Here is a 17,364-nt window from a genome sequence, read left to right as displayed (position 1 = left end):
AGCCCGGTCACATGCGCGATATATTTAAACGAGGGGTTTGGCTCTGATCAGCCGGCAACATGTGTCCCGCCCGACGCAGAAACAGACCCGATGACCTGTAATTAGTGACAACGGAGTACCCCGTGCCCGCGACAGCCACCTATTCGTTCTTTTACTACCTTGGCGAAACGGCGCCGACGACCGGCACCGTCTATCCCGGAGCGCAACCAGTCAGCAACACGATCACGGACAACCGTGACGGCGCAGACGACAACCAGACCCCGGTCGACGGCGATCTGTCTTGGTCCGAGTCCGGACAAGACGTTGAAATCATCGGAACAGCGCAGCCCAGTGGCGATCCCATTGTCCAGCGCGTTGTCGGCCCTCCGTATCCCGTCTACCAACTGTCGAATGACGGCAGTTTGCAAGGTTCCACCCTGACCTTCGATGATACGACACCTTACACATACTGCTTTGCGCCCGGCAGTTTGATCAGTACGCCCGATGGTGAAACTTATGTCGAAAATCTGCAGGCTGGTGCCAATCTGCGCACGGCCAAGGGCGACATCGTGGCTGTGAAATGGATTGGGCGTCAGACGGTTCGCCGGCTCTTTGCCGGTACAAGCGTTCAGCCGGTGCGCATAAGGGCCAATGCCTTCGGCGATGGCATCCCGCACACCGACCTGACGGTCACCGGCGACCACGGAATGATCCTTGATGGCGTGGTGATCAATGCCTCGGCACTGGTGAATGGCACCACCATCGACTGGGTCCCGATGAAGGATCTACCCGACAGCGTCACCTACTACCACGTGGAGACCGAGAACCACGACGTGATCCTCGCCAATGGCGCCGCCGCCGAGACGTTCATCGACTATGTCGGGCGGCAGGCCTTCGACAACTACGCCGAGTATGTCGACCTCTACGGCGACGACCGCACCATCGACGAGATGCCCCTGCCCCGCATCAGCGCCGCGCGCCTGGTGCCAGGCAACATCAAGATGAGGCTTTCAGCTGCGGTCACGAAGGTCGCTTGAACATTGAAAAATAAAACTTAGGAGCTAGACCTTTGGCCGTCTACACATTCCAATCAGGATTTGTTTATAATAATTTAACTGGCGAGGTGTTGAATGTACGCCCGACCACCCCAGGAACATTAACCGAGCCCGCGTCGACCGAGAACGGTATTGCGGACATCGGCGAAGATTGGACCGATAACGGTTTCGACTACGTTGGAACGTTCGAACTGGCCGGGACCAAACTTCCCGTCAACCAAAGCACTGCTGGTCCGGACATTTATGTTGTTTACCTTCCGACGCCTGGGGCGGGCGGGCTTTCAACCGGTGATTTTGTCGACGTAAATGCGTTCACCGCAGAGACCCTGCTGATCTGTTTTTTGACAGGAACGGCAATCGCGACGCCGGATGGGTCGAAACCGGTTGAAGATTTGACAGTTGGCGACGCCGTCTTGACCTCGGGTGGAGCAACGACCGTGGTGAAATGGGTTGGCCAGCAGAAAGTCTCTACGCTGTTTGGCGCACCGGAGCGTTTGATGCCAGTACGTGTGCGAGAAGGTGCGTTGGGAGATGGCCTGCCGTCGCGCGACCTTACCTTGACCGCCGACCATGGTCTTTTGATCGACGGTTTGCTGATCAATGCAGGGGCTTTGGTGAACGGCACGTCCATCGACTGGGTACCGCTGGAAGAGTTCGGCGACAGCTTTACCGTCTACCACGTTGAGACCGAAAACCACGACATGATCCTCGCCGAAGGCACGCCCGCCGAGACGTTCATCGACTATGTCGGGCGGCAGGCCTTCGACAACTACGCCGAGTATGTCGACCTCTACGGCGACGACCGCACCATCGTCGAGATGCCCCTGCCCCGCATCAGCGCCGCGCGCCTGGTGCCAGGCAACATCAAGATGAGGCTTTCAGCTGCGGTCACGAAGGTCGCTTGAACAAAGCAGGCTGGGCACCAGTCACGAGGACCGGCTCTTCTGGGTTCATCTGCGCTCGTCCCGACCCTTCGGTGAGCATGACCGGTGCAGACTTCAAGCGGCAGTCCGGTGAATTTCATTGACTGGGACAGGTCGCCAGATAAATTGCGTCGAGATTGAAAAATAAAGCTTAGGAGCTAGGACCTTTGGCCGTCTACACAGTCCAATCATTATTTATTTATAATAGTTTAACTGGCGAGGTGTTGAATGTACACCCGACCGCTTCAGGAACATTAACCGAGCCCGCGTCGACCGAGAACGGTATTGCGGACATCGGCGAAGATTGGATCGAAAACATTTTCGACTACGTTGGAACGTTCGAACTGGCCGGGACCAAACTTCCCGTCAACCAAAACACTTCTGATCCGGACCTTTATGTTGTTTACCTTCCGACGCCTGGGGCGGGCGGGCTTTCAACCGGTGATTTTGTCGACGTGAATGCGTTCACTGCAGAGACCCTGTTGATCTGTTTTTTGACAGGAACGGCAATCGCGACGCCGGATGGGTCGAAACCGGTTGAAGATTTGACAGTTGGCGACGCCGTCTTGACCTCGGGTGGAGCAACGACCGTGGTGAAATGGGTTGGCCAGCAGAAAGTCTCTACACTGTTTGGCGCACCGGAGCGTTTGATGCCAGTACGTGTGCGAGAAGGTGCGTTGGGAGATGGCCTGCCGTCGCGCGACCTTACCTTGACCGCCGACCATGCGCTTTTGATCGACGGTTTGCTGATCAATGCAGGGGCTTTGGTGAACGGCACGTCCATCGACTGGGTACCGCTGGAAGAGTTCGGCGACAGCTTTACCGTCTACCACGTCGAGACCGAAAACCACGACATGATCCTCGCCGAAGGCACGCCCGCCGAGACGTTCATCGACTATGCCGGGCGGCAGGCCTTCGACAACTACGCCGAGTATGTCGACCTCTACGGCGACGACCGCACCATCGTCGAGATGCCCCTGCCCCGCATCAGCGCCGCGCGCCTGGTGCCGCAGGCGATCAAGGCCCGGCTCGGTCTCTGTGGACAGGTGCAAGGTCTTGATGCAGTGCTGCAGGCCTAAGCCAAGTCAAAAGCGACGCCCTTTGTCATTCCTGCGCGCGCACGACTGACCTGACAGAACCGTTGCGCGCGCGTCCGAAATAGGCTCTGGTCCTAATCGATTGCATAAATGAGGGGCAGGACATCATGGGAACCTTTGCGTACACATACACGGTCGCGTATCAGAACAACGCGTACCTTGGACCACCACAAGGACCTTTCACCGAAACGCTCGACGACGGCGAGGCCGACACGTCTTTTGAAACTGGTGATACGGTCACCACTTTGGGTGCCAACTATACTTACGCTGGCACGTTTGCCATCGACGGTGTGGATTGGCCGGCGTTTACCTTCGCCAGCGACCCACAATTCGTCGTTGTTTTCATGGATCAGGAACCTGTGTCTCCTCCGGCGACATTCTCCGCAAACGGCGCCACGTTTGACGGCGCCTGTTTTGCTCCCGACACCAATATCTTGACGGAAACCGGCGAAGTGCATGTTCAAGACCTTCAGGTTGGCGACATGTTGATCACCGCAAAGGGCACCGCCACATCCGTCCGCTGGATCGGCGTGGTCTCGCGCCCGACGGCCATTGCGGGACGGGCGATGGCGGCAGTCCGCATCCACGCCGGAGCCTTTGGACATGGCGTCCCATACTCTGACCTGACAGTAACGGCAGATCATGGGATGATCCTTGACGGGCTGGTGATCACTGCAGGCGCGTTGGTAAACGGCGAGACCATTACCCTCGTGCCGACCGCCGAGCTGCCGAACCGTCTGAACTACTACCATATCGAGACCGAGAACCACGACATCATCCTTGCCAATGGCGCCCCTGCCGAGACCTTCATAGACTACGTCGGAAGGCAGAGTTTTAGTAACTACCGCGAATATGTCGACCTCTACGGCGAGGACCGCACAATCAACGAAATGGCCTATCCCCGTATCAGCGCCGCACGGCTGGTGCCGCAGGCGATCCGGGATCGGCTGTGCATTGCGGAAATGCACGCGGCCTGAACACTAAAGAGGGGCGGCTTCGCCGCGCACCCGCCCCGACACCATGTAGGGTGGGTGATAACCCACGCGCGCCGCCCCTCAAACCCACACCCTCCCCTTGCCGACACCCCCCACGGCCCGTATCTATGTCCCGACACCCCTCAAACCCCGGGAGAGACAGATGTTCAAAGGACTAGGCCAGCTTGGCGACATGAGCAAAATGATGAAGGCCGCGCAGGAAATGCAGACCAAGATGGCCGACCTGCAGGAAGAGATGCACAACATCACCGTCACCGGCGAATCCGGCGCGGGGCTGGTCAAGGCCGTCTGCTCCGCCAAGGGCGAGTTGAAAAGCCTCGATATCGACCCCTCGATCTTCAACTCCGACGACAAGGAAGTGGTCGAGGACCTGATCCTCGCCGCCATCAAGGACGCCCAGGCAAAGGCTAACGAAAAGGCGCAGGAAGAGATGGGCAAGCTGACCGAGGGCATGGGTCTGCCCGAAGGCATGAAGCTGCCGTTCTGAGGCGCCTCCCGCCCTCATGAACTCCACCCGCGACATCGATGCCCTGATCGAGATGATGGCCAAGCTGCCGGGCCTCGGCCCCCGCTCGGCCCGGCGCGCTGTGCTGCACATGATCCGCAAACGCGAACTGCTGCTCTCGCCGCTTGCGGACCTGATGGGCCAGGTCGCCCTGACCGCCCGCGAATGCATCGTCTGCGGCAATGTCGGCACCACCGAGACCTGCGATATCTGCCTGTCCGAGAAACGTGCCAACGGCATGCTCTGCGTGGTCGAGGACGTCGCCGACCTCTGGGCGATGGAACGCGCGTCCGTCTTCAAGGGCCGCTACCACGTGCTTGGCGGCACGCTCTCGGCGCTCGATCAGGTCGGCCCCGAGCAGCTCCGCATCCCCAGGCTGGTCGACCGCATCGAAACGGAGAACATTTCCGAGGTCATCCTCGCACTCGGCGCCACCGTGGACGGCCAGACCACCGCCCACTACATCGCCGACCAGCTAGAAGACCGCGTCACCCTCACCTCGCTGGCGCAGGGCGTCCCCGTCGGCGGCGAGCTCGACTATCTCGATGATGGCACCATTACCGCGGCCCTCAACGCGCGAAAGGCACTCTGAACCGCTCCTGACCCGACCTGTCCGCAATCCCACGTAGGGTGGGTGATAACCCACCTTTGCTGGGCGAAGACCCACGCCGTTCACACCATGACACCCCCGAACAACACCGCCCGCGCCATCCTCGTCATCACCCTCGCGGTGGCGGCCCTGGCGCTCGGCGATGCGCTCATCAAGCTCTCATCCGGCGCGATCTCGCTCTGGCAGATGTTCATCCTGCGCTCGGCCCTCGTGCTGCCCGTACTGCTGGCCCTCATGGCGCTCGTCGCGCGGTCCGCCTTCGCGCTGCGCCACCCCGGCTGGACCAGCCTGCGCAGCCTGATCCTCGTCGCCATGTGGGTCGCCTACTATGCCGCCCTGCCGCATGTGCCCCTGTCCGTCGCGGCGGCGGGCTATTACACTTCGCCGCTCTTCATCACGCTCTTCGGCGCGCTGGCCACCCGCAGCCCCATCGCCCCGCGCCACTGGCTGGCCGTGGCGATCGGCTTTGCCGGCGTGCTCCTGATCATCAAGCCCACGCCCTCGGGCCTGTCCACCCATGCGCTCCTGCCCCTGCTGGCGGCCATGCTCTATGCCGTCGCCATGCTGATGACCGGAACGCGCTGCCGGGGCGAACACCCGCTGATGCTCTCCGCCGTTCTGAACGTTGCCTTCATCCTGGCGGGCGGCCTCGCCTTCGCCCTCCTGCCTGCTCCGACGGGCACAGCCGCGCCCTTCACCGCTGCATGGACAACGCTCGACGCCGCCGACTGGCGCACCATCGCGATCCTCGCCACCGCTATCCTGATCGGCAGCATCGGCGCCGCCTATGCCTACCAGAACGGACCGCCCGCGGTGATCGGCACGTTCGATTTCACCTACGTCGGCTTTTCCGCCCTCTGGGGCTGGCTCATCTTCACCGAACGCCCCGACACGCTTTCGTCTCTCGGCATCGCGTTCATCGTCGGCGCGGGCCTGCTGGCCACCTCCCGCCCCGCGCCCACTCCCTGATCACGCGCGCCGCCCACGAAAAAACCGCGCCCGATTCCGGACGCGGTTCGCAGTCATCAACGATGTCCGGCAGGCGTCAGCCCCGGTTGTCCTCGTCGTCCTCGTCATCCTCGCCGTCATCATCGGGCAGGTTGAAGAAACTGTCGGCGTCGTATTCCTTTTCCGTCTCGTCCTCGCCGGCGGTCTCTTCCCCACCCAGGCTGAACGTCTCCAGCCCTTCGATGGCCGTGGGCATCCGCGGCTCGGCATCCGACTCCAGGCTCTGCTCGGTCGACAAAAGCTTGCGGCGCTCGTCATCGTCGATCGCCTGGCCTTCCTTGGCCTTCTTGGCGGCGGCCTTCTGCACGGCGGCGTCCAGCTCGGTCTGCTTGCACAGGCCCAGAGCCACGGGGTCGATCGGCTGCATGTTCGAGATGTTCCAGTGCGTGCGCTCGCGAATCGTCTGGATCGTCGGCTTGGTGGTGCCGACCAGCTTGGCGATCTGGGCATCGGCAAGTTCGGGGTGGAACTTCACCAGCCACAGGATCGCATTCGGCCGGTCCTGCCGCTTCGACAGCGGGGTATAGCGCGGCCCGCGGCGCTTTTCCTCGCCCACGGCGGCGGCATTGTATTTCAGCTTCAGCCTGTGCAGCGGATCCTTCTCGGCCTTGTCGATATCCTCCTGCGTCAGCTGGTTGTTGGCGATGGGGTCGAACCCCTTCACCCCGGCGGCCACGTCGCCATCGGCGATCCCCTGGATTTCCAGCTCGTGCATCCCGACGAAATCGGCAATCTGCTTGAAGCTGATCGTGGTGTTGTCCACCAGCCAGACGGCGGTGGCCTTGGCCATCAACGGTTTCGACATCTCTCAAAGGCTCCTTCACGCATATCTTTCCCCTCGCCTGAAACGGCGGTCCCGGGGGCCGGGACGGGTTCTCGTTGTCGGGGAACTTGGCGGCTATATAGTAGCCCCGAACACAAAAAGAAAGAGTGAACATGCGGCTGCTTTTCGCCCTGCTTTTCTCCGCCACCACGGCAGCGGCGGACACCGATCGCCCCGGCGAATTCGACTATTACGTCCTCAGCCTCAGCTGGTCGCCCACCTGGTGCGCGCTCGAAGGCGACGACCGCGCCTCGCCCCAATGCGACGCGTCGCGCGATCACGGCTGGGTGCTGCACGGGCTCTGGCCGCAATACCACCGAGGCTGGCCCGAACACTGCCAATCCGCCGAACGCCCGCCCTCCCGTGCCATGACCGGCGAGATGGCCGACATCATGGGCACCTCCGGGCTGGCGTGGTACCAATGGAAGAAACACGGCACCTGCTCCGGCCTCTCCGCCCCCGCCTACTACGCCCTGTCACGAGACGCATACGGCCGCATCACCCGCCCCGAGGTCTTTCGCAAACTGAAAGACCCGGTCAAGCTCCCCGCCTCCGTGGTCGAGGAAGCCTTTCTCAAGGCCAACCCCACGCTCGAGCCTGACGGCATCACGATCACCTGCCGCGCGGGCCGCATCCAGGAAGCCCGCATCTGCCTCTCCCGCGACCTCGCCCCGGTCCCCTGCGGCCGCGACGTGATCCGCGACTGCACGTTGGACGATGCGCTTTTCGATCCGATTCGATGAAGCCAGCCTTCGCATTCTACGCCTGCAACCTTTAACACCTTGAAAAAAAACGATTTGCGGACGAAGCGGACGTGTCACAGCCCATGTAGGGTGGGGTTTTACCCCACCGCGACGGGGATGGTGGGTAAAACCCCACCCTACGATATACGTCACCCCGGGCTAACAAGAAGCCATTCTCAGCGGCAGCAAAAGCCCGCTTGCGCAGCGTCCTCACGCCCGCCGCCTGCGTCAGACCACCCGCAGCACCAGCACAACAACCGCCACCGGCACCAGCAGCACGTGCAGCACCAAGTCGAACCAGTTGCTGCTGCCCCAGCCCATCACCCAGGCCAGCTGCCCCAGCACCGCCACCCCCGCCAGAAACCAGTTCCCCGTCACCAGCGCGTACAGGCACACCGCCAGCACCATCCCCGCAACCGGCCACGGCGCATAGCCAAACCGGTACACATCCACCGGGATCACTCCGAACGCGCACGCCAGGAACGCCATGTAGGCGCACAGGAACACCGCGATCTCCACGCCCGAAAACCCCGGCACGTCCCAACCCAAGGAAACCGCCACATGCCGCAGCGCCAACGCCGGCAGCATCACCCCGAACGGCGCCAACACCGCCACCGCGCCATTCAACGCCACCGTGTCGCGCCACAAAACGCCGACCAGAACCGCGGCCACCAGCGCCAGCCCGGCAGCCAGGGACGACGACAGCACCAGCCCGCTCAGGGCAAACACCACCCAGCCCAGCACCACCGCCACGCCCACCGTCGCACCCAGCCCGCTCATTGGGGCGCCACCCAGGCACCGTTCAGCACATGCGCCCGAAGCCCCGTCTTGTTGCCAACGGAGTAGACCAGCGCGATCCCGCCCTCTTTCAGCCGCCGCAACATCGGATATCGCGCCCCGGCCCCGTTCGGTTCAAGTTCCCGCAGCACGCGCCAGCTGTCCCCTTCATTCTCCGACAACAGCAGCCGAAGCCGGTCCCCCCCACCTGGGTCGTCATTCGCCGCCATCAGGATGCGCCCACCGCCCAGCGGCAGCGCCGCCACCGGCGCGCTCGGGTTCGGCATGTCCGAAGCCACCACCTCGGACCACGTCTGCCCGCCATCCTCGGTATGGCTCACCAGCAGCTTCCCGGACGGCGCGAAATCTCGCAGCCACGCCACCGCGCGGTTCTCACCCAAGGGCACGATCATCGGCTGGATCGGCTGGCCCGCCCCGGTCATCCGCGCCGTATCCCGCACCCGGCCACCCGGCCCGAACCGCACCAACGTCCCATGCGCCGCCCCCATCTCGAAATAGGCCGGCAAGCCCATGCTCCCGTCGGCAAACTGCACCATCGGCGACTTAACCAGGTGCGACCGGTTCAGAAACGGCGAAAGGTTCAGCTTGCGGGCGCGCACTGGCCCAGCCGCCCCCATCTCCACATCGGCGACCGAAGCCATGGCCCAGCCCCCCACCGACACCACCGTCGCGAACACATGGCCCCGTTTCGCCTCATTCTCCACCGTATTGCCCAGCGTCACCACCAGCTGCGGCGGGTTCATCGCCTCGCCCAGCGCCGCCCGCGTGATCCGCACGTCCCGCCCGGCCGCCTGCCACCCTTCCGACCCGTGCCTGAATGCGGCACCGTGAATGTCCACATCCGCCTGCGCCTCCTGCGAGCCTTCGAACCACAGCACGTCAAAGCCGCCCTCGGTCACCACGACCGATGCCGAATGCGCCTGACCCTCTCCGACATCGTACTCAAAGACCGTCTCGAAAGCCGGATCCCCCTCCGTCGGCACGGCCCCCGGCACGGCAAAGCGCCACACCGGCGGCACGTCCCGCGCAATGGCCCAGGCGCTTAGGCCCACGCTCACCGCCATCAGGCAAAGGATCACCACCTGCGCCATGCCCATCGCCTCAGCTTGCCTCGTTTCCTGAACCCCGTCATCCGATCCGTGGTATCAGCCCGCCCGGAAAAAGCAACAAACAGCGCCGGATCACACCGCCACCCAGCCCGCAGGACCCACTCTTTTCCTCTGGCTGAAAATATCCCCGCCGGAGGCTCCGACAGACGTCACCGGGCGCACCAATATCCGATGTCACGTAGGGTGGGTGAAAACCCACTTTTGGTGGGAAATAACTCACCACGCCCGGCGTTCTACCGTGTCCACCGCCCCGGCAACCCGCCGGTCCGCCCCGGCGCGGGCTTGCGTATCTTCGAGAACACCGACAGCGGCCCCGCCATCAGCCCGCTCACCACGCGGTTCTCCCGCGCCTTAGCCTTGACCTTCTCGATCCGCATCACATCCTCGATCCGCCGGTCCAGAAACTCCCAGGTCCGCACGTATCCCTCGCTCTCGTCGCCCAGCCAGTACAGTACGGTCGACGAATAGACTCCCGACAGGGTCGCCCGCTTCGTGTACCAGTTCACGTCGTCCGAGGTATCGCCCAGCGCCTCCCAGATCTTGTCGCAGGTGCCCCAGATCGCTTTGGCCCCGTCCACCGCGTGATGCGGCAGCGCAAACAGCGTCACGCCCCGGCGCACCAGTTCCTTGTCCTCGACCGCCTCCAGCCGATAGCGCACGGCGGCCGCGACCCGCTCGCTATAGCGCATCTGGCTCAGGTCTTCCCGCGCCATCCGCTCCAGCATCGCCGCGTCGCCCTCCTCGTGAAAGGCCAGCGCCAGATCGACGGCGCCTCGCGGGCATGCCGCGCGCGCCACGCCCATGGACACTCCGGCATCCTCCGCCGCGGCGCGGAACGTGGCCTCGGTCCATCCGTCAAAGGCCACATGCGGTTTTGCCGCCTCCAAAAGCTGCGTTTTCACGTCGGGATCACTCATTCCGGGGCTCCTTTTCGTGCTGATCTGTATCGGCATCCTTCGCCTAGACAAACTAGGACGGCTTTGCTATACGGCCACTTCCTGCACTTTATGCAACTTTAACCTAGAAAGGTGGTGACAACCACATGCAGGTCAGTGTTCGCGACAACAATGTCGATCAGGCGCTTCGTGCCCTGAAAAAGAAACTGCAGCGTGAGGGCGTATTTCGTGAAATGAAGCTTCGGCAACATTTCGAGAAACCGTCCGAGAAAAAAGCGCGCGAAAAGGCCGAGGCTATCCGCCGCGCCCGCAAACTCGCACGCAAGAAGGCCCAGCGCGAAGGTCTCCTGTAAGACCGCCGCAATGGCCACACGCATTGTCAAGACGACCCCCGGGCAGCCGCTTCGGGGGTTTGTCTTTATTCGAGGGGGCAATCCCCGTTTTGGAATCAGCCGCCCGCGCCTATATGATGGCGCAACCCGAACCCGTTGAGATCTATCCGATGACCGATTCTGCGCCCATCACCCAGGATGTCCTGACCATCCCCCGTAAGCTGCCCGAGGGGCCGATCAACCTTGTCGGCCTCACCCGCGACGCCCTGCGCGACACCCTGATCGCCCACGGCACCCCGGAAAAGCAGGCCAAGATGCGCGTGAACCAGATCTGGCAGTGGATCTACCAATGGGGCGTGCGCGATTTCGCCGCCATGACGAACCTCTCCAAGGCCTACCGCGCCGAGCTGGCCGAGAAATTCGTCATCGAGCTGCCCGAGATCGTCGACCGCCAGATCAGCGCCGACGGCACCCGCAAGTATCTCGTCCGAATCGCCGGCGGGCACGAGGTGGAAACCGTCTACATTCCCGAGGAAGACCGCGGCACGCTCTGCATCTCCTCCCAAGTTGGCTGTACCCTCACCTGCTCCTTCTGCCACACCGGCACGCAAAAACTGGTGCGCAACCTGACCGCCGGTGAAATCATCGGCCAGGTCATGCTGGCGCGCGACGATCTGGACGAATGGCCCAAGCCCGGCGTCGGCATGGGCACCGATGGCCCGCGCCTTCTGTCCAACATCGTGCTGATGGGCATGGGCGAGCCGCTTTACAATTTCGACAACGTCCGCGACGCCATGAAAATCGCCATGGACGGCGAAGGCATTGCGCTCTCCCGCCGTCGCATCACGCTTTCCACGTCCGGCATCGTGCCCGAAATTCACAAGACGGCCGAGGAAATCGGCTGCATGTTGGCCGTCTCCTTCCACGCCACCACCGACGAGGTGCGCGACAAGCTGGTACCGATCAACCGCAAATGGAACATCGCCGCGCTCCTCGATGCGCTGCGCGCCTATCCCAAGGCATCGAACTCCGAGCGGATCACGTTCGAGTACGTCATGCTCAAGGACGTCAACGACAGTGACGCGGATGCCCGCCGCCTAATCAACCTGATCAAGGGCATCCCGGCCAAGATCAACCTGATCCCGTTCAACGAATGGCCCGGCGCCCCGCACCAGCGCTCCGACTGGGACCGGATCGAGAAATTCGCCGATATCATCTACAAGGCCGGCTACGCCTCGCCCATCCGCACCCCGCGGGGCGAGGACATCATGGCCGCCTGCGGACAGCTCAAATCCGCCACCGAGCGTCAGCGCAAGTCCCGCCGCGAGATCGAGGCCGAGGCGGGACTGTGAAAATTCACGTCATCCCGGGCTTGACCCGGGATCGTCGCATCTCTTAAACCCCCGGACCAAGCCGGGGGACCCCTCTGATTCATTTCCCCCCTGCCGCCCGCCATCCCGCCCTTTTCATCCACACTGCATCATTTGGAACACCCGATGGCTTCCGACACCGAACTTCTTCTCTGCCCCGTCAACCTGCGCCACCTCGAAACCCACACCCGCGCCTATGAAGAGGCCGTCGCAATGGCCAAGCGCCGTGGCGCCAAGCTGATCGTGGCCACCGTCGCCCCCGAGATGGAGCGAAACCTCAACATCCGCGACTCCGAGGCCTACTGGTCCCAGCAACTGGCGAAATTCATCAAGGACCACCCCGCTGACGGGGTCGAGGTCGAAACCGTGGTGCGCAAAGGCGCAATCCACCGCCAGATCGTCAAGCTTGCCTGCGAGCGCAATGTGGATGTCATCGTGATGAACTCCGCCAATCCCAAGGTGCAGGATTACCTGCTCGGCACCACGGCCAGCCACGTCGTGACCCACGCCAAGTGCTCGGTCTACGTGGTGCGCGCCTGATCCCGCGGGCTGCCTGACACCCCACCAAGGTCAAGGTTGCGATCAAGAGTGACAGTGCTAAGTCTCCTGCAAACCGAAGACCAGCACTGGACGACCGATGTTTCTTTTGACCCGTATTCTGCTCGTGGCCGCGTTCGGCCTGTTTTTCCTGACGCCGGCCAGCGCGCAAGAGGCCAACGTGCCTTCCGCCGAGGCGCAGCAGCTCATTGACCTGCTCGAAAACCCCGAGGCGCGCGATGCACTGATCCAGTCGCTGCGCGGCGCTGCCGAAACCACCACCGCCGACGAGGTCGTCGATCCCGAGGAAGACACCTCCATCGGTCGCCAGTTGGCCGATTTCACCAAGTCGTTCTTCGAAACCGCCGCCACGTCCATCGGCTCCGCTTTCGGTGCGGTCGTCGCCCTGCCCAACACGCTCATGGCGCTGGAGGGCGGGCAACTCGACGTGTTGTGGGAGGCGCTCCAGGCGCTCGCCGTAGTCATCGTCGTCACCGTTGGTTCCTATCTCCTGCTGCGCGCCGGCGCGAAGCTGATCTATCGCCGCATGGGCGACAAGGCGCACGATTGGGGCTTCGTGCGCACCCTTGCGGTAGTCGCGGCCACCACGCTTATCGACATCCTTGTGGTCCTTGCGGCTTGGGGCCTGGGCTATCTCGTCGCGCTTTATCTTTACGGCGAAACCGGTGTCATCGGCGTACGGCAGACGCTCTATCTCAACGCGTTCCTGCTTGTCGGGCTGGCCAAGGTGGCGCTCCGCGCGGTACTCGCGCCCACAACCCACGAACTGCGCTTCATCGCCATCTCCGACGTCGCCGCCCGCCGCATGTCGTCGTGGTTCGGCGCCATTGCCTCCGTGATCGGCTACGGCCAGCTTCTGATCGTCCCCATCGTGAACCGGCAGGCCTCCTATGCCGCCGGGCGCGGCATCTCGACCCTGCTGGCCTTCATTGCCATCGGCATGGCCGCCATCCTGGTGGTCCGCTCGCGCAAGGACGTCGCCGGCTGGATCCTCGGCCCCACCCCCGAGGAGCGGCCCAGCGCCCTGCGCTTCATCGGGCGCAATTGGTACATCCCCGTGCTGCTCTATCTGGCCGGCCTCGCCGTCATCGTGGCCGCCCGCCCCGACGGCCTCATCCTGCCGTTACTGCTGAACTCGGCACAGGTGATCGGCATCATCGTACTGGGCATCCTGCTCTCCGGTGGGCTGTCGCGCTTCGCAGTGCGCGGCATGCACATGCCGATGAACGTCAGCAGCCGCATGCCCACGCTCGAGCCGCGTGTCAACTCGCTGCTTGGCCGCGTGATCCAGGTCGTGCGCGTCTTCATCGTGATCGGCGTCCTGGCCTTCGCGCTCGACGCCATCGGCCTGTGGGACATCTCCGGCTTCATGCGCAGCGAGTTCGGCACCTGGGCCGCCGGCGCCATCGTCAGCATCGCCTTCATCCTGCTGACCGGCGCGATCCTCTGGCTGGCGCTGGTGTCTTGGGTGGACTATCGCCTCAACCCGGAATTCGGCTCCGCCCCCACATCGCGCGAGATCACGCTGCTGACGCTTCTGCGCAACGCCGCCACCATCGCTCTGATGGTCATCATCCTGATGTTCGTGCTGGCCGAGCTTGGGGTGGATATCGCCCCGCTCATCGCCTCCGCCGGTGTGCTGGGCCTGGCCATCGGCTTCGGCGCACAAAAAATGGTGCAGGACATCATCACCGGCATATTCATCCAGTTCGAAAACGCCATCAACGTGGGCGACGTGGTCACGCTGGGCGGCACCACCGGCACGGTCGAGAAGCTGACCATCCGCTCGGTCACCCTGCGCGACCTGCACGCCGTGGTGCACGTCATACCGTTCTCGTCCGTGGACATGGTGTCGAACTACGTGCGCGATTATTCCTACTTCGTCGCGGATGTGGGCATCGCCTACCGCGAGAACGTCAACGACGGCAAGGATGCCATGGTCGACGCGTTCGAGGAGTTGCGGGCAAGCGAAGCCGGTGAGAGCATCACCGGCGATCTCGAATGGTTCGGCGTGCAAGCCCTCGGCGACAGCGCCGTCGTCCTGCGCGCCCGGATAAAAACCGTGCCCGGCACGCAATGGGGCATCGGCCGCGCCTATAACGAGATCTGCAAGCGGATCATGGACGAGCGCGGCATCGAGATCCCCTTCCCGCATCAAACCGTCTACTTCGGCGAGGACAAGGACGGCACCGCCACCCACCTGCGCCTCGACCGCGCCGCGGACGAGGCCAAAACGATCGAGGGGTCCAGCCAGCCCGCGGCGAAGGACACGAAGAAAACCAAGGATCCTCATCTCGACATGGAAGACGACGCGGACGTCTGACGGTGCGACATTTAATGCGCAGAGAATGCCCCGGAAAATGTGCATTTTCCGGGCGACACCGTGCGGTCCGTTAACCCGCCAAATGTGCAAAAATCGCACCGTCGCGATACCACTGAAATACCGATGCGATACCGACGTCACGTTTTCACGGTCAGGCGGCCCGTTAACCCTTGCGCCCACAATGTGCAGAAATCTTTTTCGTGACACATTTCGGGACGATTGTCGCCACGCAGCGTGATTATCCCGGTTTCATCAACCTATTTGTGGAAGGGTAGGAAACGATGGGATTTGAAACCAAAAACGACATCCGCGATTTCGTGATGCAAGAGCGCCAACGCTGCGTCTCTGACCGGGAATGGAAGTTCCGTCTGCGCGGTTACGGCTTCGCCATTCGCGACACCGAGCGGGGCCGCATGGTCACCTCGCTAATCGGTCGCGGCGATCTCTGCACGCTGGGTGCCGGCGCCTGATACCGTCGTTACAGGGTTGAATTTCCGCGCCGCACGGTATTCGCTGTGGCAAAGCGGAAAGGACACCCATGACATCCTATCTCGGCGTGATCGGCGGCTCCGGCCTCTATCAGATCGACGGCCTGCAACACCCTGAATGGGTCACGGTGGACACCCCCTGGGGCGCGCCCTCCGACCAGATCCTTACGGGTATGCTGGGCGACACGTACATGGCCTTTCTGCCCCGTCACGGGCGCGGCCACGTGCACAGCCCCTCGACGGTGCCTTACCGTGCCAATATCGACGCGCTGAAGCGTCTGGGCGCGACCGACATCATCAGCGTCTCCGCCTGCGGCTCGTTCCGCGAACAGATGGCGCCGGGCGATTTTGTCATTGTGGATCAGTTCATTGACCGCACCGTCGCGCGCGAGAGCTCCTTTTTCAGCCAGGGCTGCGTCGCCCATGTCAGCGTCGCACATCCGACCTGTCCGCGGCTTGGGTCCGCCTGCGCCGAGGCCGCCCGCGCGGTCGGCGTGACCGTGCACGAGGGCGGCACGTACCTCGCCATGGAAGGCCCGCAATTCAGCACGCTGGCGGAATCGAAAATGTACCGCGACAGCTGGGGCGCCGACGTCATCGGCATGACCAACATGCCCGAGGCCAAGCTCGCCCGCGAGGCCGAGCTTTGTTATTCTTCCGTCGCCATGATCACCGATTATGACAGCTGGCACCCCGACCACGGAGAGGTCGACGTCACGCAGATCATCGCGACCCTTCTGGGCAACGCCGACAAGGCCCGCGACATGGTCGCCCGCCTGCCCGGCCTGCTGGGATCGGACGACCGTGACGCCTGTGCCCATGGCTGCGACCGCGCGCTCGAACATGCCATCCTCACCGCGCCCGAGGCCCGCGACCCCGCCCTGGTGTCGCGCCTGGACGCCGTCGCCGCCCGTGTCCTTTAGAAAGGTTTAACCCGATGCCCCTAGACCTCTGGCTGACATTCGTCGCGGCCACCATCGCGCTGCTGCTGATCCCCGGCCCGACCGTGCTGCTGGTCCTGTCCTACGCGCTCAGCCAGGGAAAACGCGTCGCTGTCGCCAGCGCCACCGGCGTCGCCCTTGGCGATTTCATCGCGATGACCGCGTCCCTTCTGGGGCTCGGTGCGCTCGTTCTGGCCTCGGCCACGCTGTTTACGGTCCTGAAATGGATTGGTGCGGCCTACCTCGTCTATCTCGGGGTCAAACTATTGCGCAGCCCGCCCAGCACGGGGTTGGATCACACGGCAACCGGCGCGAAACCCGCGCGGGGCGTCTTCTGGCACGCCGCCGCCGTCACCGCGCTGAACCCCAAGTCGATCGCGTTCTTCATAGCCTTCGTCCCGCAATTCGTAAGCGTTGACAATGCGTTAGCGCCGCAGTTTGCCATCCTGGTTGCTACCTTCGTTGCCCTTGCCTGGATAAATGCACTGGCATACGCCTTGCTTGCCGACAAGTTGCGTCAAACCATCGGGCGGCCCTCCGTCATCACTTGGCTCACCCGTGGCGGCGGCGCGGCGCTGGTGGGCATGGGCGTCATGACAGCCGCCCTGCGCCGGGCCTAGCCGTTCTTCTTGATGAATTTCCGGATGAACCCGCGGATTTCCCGCGCCGCGCTGGTGTCCATTTCCTTGCACAGTTCAATGAATCTGTCGCGGTCATCCTTGTTCAGCCGCAGGATCAGCTGGCTGTCTTTCTTCCCGGCTTTCTTGTCGTCACTCTTGGCCACGCGAGCTCCTGATTTGCGTTTTCCGTC

The 17,364-nt window shown here is 63.1% G+C and carries 20 protein-coding genes; 15 read left to right on the top strand and 5 right to left on the bottom strand.

Annotation, left to right across the window (positions count from 1 at the left end; translation table 11 throughout):
• Window positions 1-122 precede the first annotated feature (122 nt).
• From C2I35_RS11010 to C2I35_RS10980, 7 genes are all read left to right on the top strand, one after another.
• On the top strand, window positions 123-1,016 hold the full coding sequence (locus C2I35_RS11010; protein WP_245890468.1) for a Hint domain-containing protein: 894 nt from the start codon (window positions 123-125) through the stop codon (window positions 1,014-1,016).
• Between the two features lie 32 nt (window positions 1,017-1,048).
• On the top strand, window positions 1,049-1,939 hold the full coding sequence (locus C2I35_RS11005) for a Hint domain-containing protein (protein ID WP_103763105.1): 891 nt from the start codon (window positions 1,049-1,051) through the stop codon (window positions 1,937-1,939).
• A 185-nt stretch (window positions 1,940-2,124) separates the two neighbouring features.
• A complete protein-coding gene (locus C2I35_RS11000; RefSeq protein ID WP_103763104.1) occupies window positions 2,125-3,036 on the top strand; it encodes a Hint domain-containing protein in 912 nt (303 codons plus the stop codon).
• 125 nt (window positions 3,037-3,161) lie between these two features.
• On the top strand, window positions 3,162-4,031 hold the full coding sequence (locus tag C2I35_RS10995) for a Hint domain-containing protein (protein ID WP_103763103.1): 870 nt from the start codon (window positions 3,162-3,164) through the stop codon (window positions 4,029-4,031).
• Between the two features lie 160 nt (window positions 4,032-4,191).
• Window positions 4,192-4,536, top strand: a complete 345-nt coding sequence (locus tag C2I35_RS10990; RefSeq protein ID WP_103763102.1) for a YbaB/EbfC family nucleoid-associated protein — start codon at window positions 4,192-4,194, stop codon at window positions 4,534-4,536.
• A gap of 16 nt (window positions 4,537-4,552) precedes the next feature.
• Entirely contained in the window at window positions 4,553-5,146 is a 594-nt protein-coding gene (recR, locus tag C2I35_RS10985) for a recombination mediator RecR (protein WP_103763101.1), read from the top strand.
• Window positions 5,147-5,233: 87 nt separating this feature from the next.
• On the top strand, window positions 5,234-6,133 hold the full coding sequence (locus C2I35_RS10980) for a DMT family transporter (protein WP_103763100.1): 900 nt from the start codon (window positions 5,234-5,236) through the stop codon (window positions 6,131-6,133).
• A gap of 76 nt (window positions 6,134-6,209) precedes the next feature.
• Here C2I35_RS10980 and C2I35_RS10975 read toward each other — a convergent pair whose 3' ends face one another.
• Window positions 6,210-6,977 carry a DUF1013 domain-containing protein gene (locus tag C2I35_RS10975; RefSeq protein WP_103763099.1) on the bottom strand — a complete coding sequence of 256 codons (768 nt, stop codon included), beginning with the start codon at window positions 6,975-6,977 and terminating at the stop codon, window positions 6,210-6,212.
• A gap of 131 nt (window positions 6,978-7,108) precedes the next feature.
• On the opposite strand from C2I35_RS10975, the gene C2I35_RS10970 reads away from it, so the two are divergent.
• Window positions 7,109-7,738: a ribonuclease T2 family protein gene (locus tag C2I35_RS10970; protein WP_103763098.1), complete on the top strand. Its 630-nt coding sequence runs from the start codon at window positions 7,109-7,111 to the stop codon at window positions 7,736-7,738.
• A 228-nt stretch (window positions 7,739-7,966) separates the two neighbouring features.
• Here C2I35_RS10970 and C2I35_RS10965 read toward each other — a convergent pair whose 3' ends face one another.
• The 3 genes from C2I35_RS10965 to C2I35_RS10955 all read right to left on the bottom strand — a co-directional run bounded on the left by C2I35_RS10965 (window position 7,967) and on the right by C2I35_RS10955 (window position 10,562).
• A complete protein-coding gene (locus tag C2I35_RS10965) occupies window positions 7,967-8,518 on the bottom strand; it encodes a hypothetical protein (RefSeq protein WP_103763097.1) in 552 nt (183 codons plus the stop codon).
• On the bottom strand, window positions 8,515-9,627 hold the full coding sequence (locus tag C2I35_RS10960) for an exo-alpha-sialidase (protein ID WP_170067185.1): 1,113 nt from the start codon (window positions 9,625-9,627) through the stop codon (window positions 8,515-8,517). The genes C2I35_RS10965 and C2I35_RS10960 overlap by 4 nt, the downstream gene beginning before the upstream one ends.
• A 251-nt stretch (window positions 9,628-9,878) precedes the next feature.
• Complete coding sequence (locus C2I35_RS10955) at window positions 9,879-10,562, bottom strand: COQ9 family protein (RefSeq protein ID WP_103763095.1); 684 nt, start codon at window positions 10,560-10,562, stop codon at window positions 9,879-9,881.
• 125 nt (window positions 10,563-10,687) lie between these two features.
• On the opposite strand from C2I35_RS10955, the gene rpsU reads away from it, so the two are divergent.
• From rpsU to C2I35_RS10920, 7 genes are all read left to right on the top strand, one after another.
• The gene (rpsU, locus tag C2I35_RS10950; RefSeq protein ID WP_007818122.1) at window positions 10,688-10,894 is read left to right on the top strand and encodes a 30S ribosomal protein S21; all 207 of its coding nucleotides are present in this window, start codon (window positions 10,688-10,690) and stop codon (window positions 10,892-10,894) included.
• 149 nt (window positions 10,895-11,043) lie between these two features.
• Entirely contained in the window at window positions 11,044-12,225 is a 1,182-nt protein-coding gene (rlmN, locus tag C2I35_RS10945) for a dual-specificity RNA methyltransferase RlmN (RefSeq protein WP_103763426.1), read from the top strand.
• 144 nt (window positions 12,226-12,369) lie between these two features.
• Complete coding sequence (locus C2I35_RS10940) at window positions 12,370-12,783, top strand: universal stress protein (protein ID WP_103763094.1); 414 nt, start codon at window positions 12,370-12,372, stop codon at window positions 12,781-12,783.
• 97 nt (window positions 12,784-12,880) lie between these two features.
• Window positions 12,881-15,124 (top strand): mechanosensitive ion channel domain-containing protein, encoded by a 2,244-nt coding sequence (locus tag C2I35_RS10935; RefSeq protein WP_103763093.1) that lies wholly within the window; start codon window positions 12,881-12,883, stop codon window positions 15,122-15,124.
• 281 nt (window positions 15,125-15,405) lie between these two features.
• Window positions 15,406-15,594 carry a hypothetical protein gene (locus C2I35_RS10930; protein WP_103763092.1) on the top strand — a complete coding sequence of 63 codons (189 nt, stop codon included), beginning with the start codon at window positions 15,406-15,408 and terminating at the stop codon, window positions 15,592-15,594.
• 68 nt (window positions 15,595-15,662) lie between these two features.
• Complete coding sequence (locus tag C2I35_RS10925) at window positions 15,663-16,535, top strand: S-methyl-5'-thioadenosine phosphorylase (RefSeq protein WP_103763091.1); 873 nt, start codon at window positions 15,663-15,665, stop codon at window positions 16,533-16,535.
• Between the two features lie 14 nt (window positions 16,536-16,549).
• The gene (locus C2I35_RS10920; protein ID WP_103763090.1) at window positions 16,550-17,173 is read left to right on the top strand and encodes a LysE family translocator; all 624 of its coding nucleotides are present in this window, start codon (window positions 16,550-16,552) and stop codon (window positions 17,171-17,173) included.
• Here C2I35_RS10920 and C2I35_RS22145 read toward each other — a convergent pair.
• A complete protein-coding gene (locus C2I35_RS22145; RefSeq protein WP_170067184.1) occupies window positions 17,170-17,337 on the bottom strand; it encodes a hypothetical protein in 168 nt (55 codons plus the stop codon). The genes C2I35_RS10920 and C2I35_RS22145 overlap by 4 nt on opposite strands.
• Window positions 17,338-17,364: the final 27 nt, after the last annotated feature.

The organism is Roseovarius confluentis (genome assembly GCF_002917925.1).
Lineage (GTDB): Bacteria > Pseudomonadota > Alphaproteobacteria > Rhodobacterales > Rhodobacteraceae > Roseovarius > Roseovarius confluentis.
Note: the sequence above shows the minus strand (reverse complement) of the source record. Positions and strands in the feature narration are given on the sequence as shown.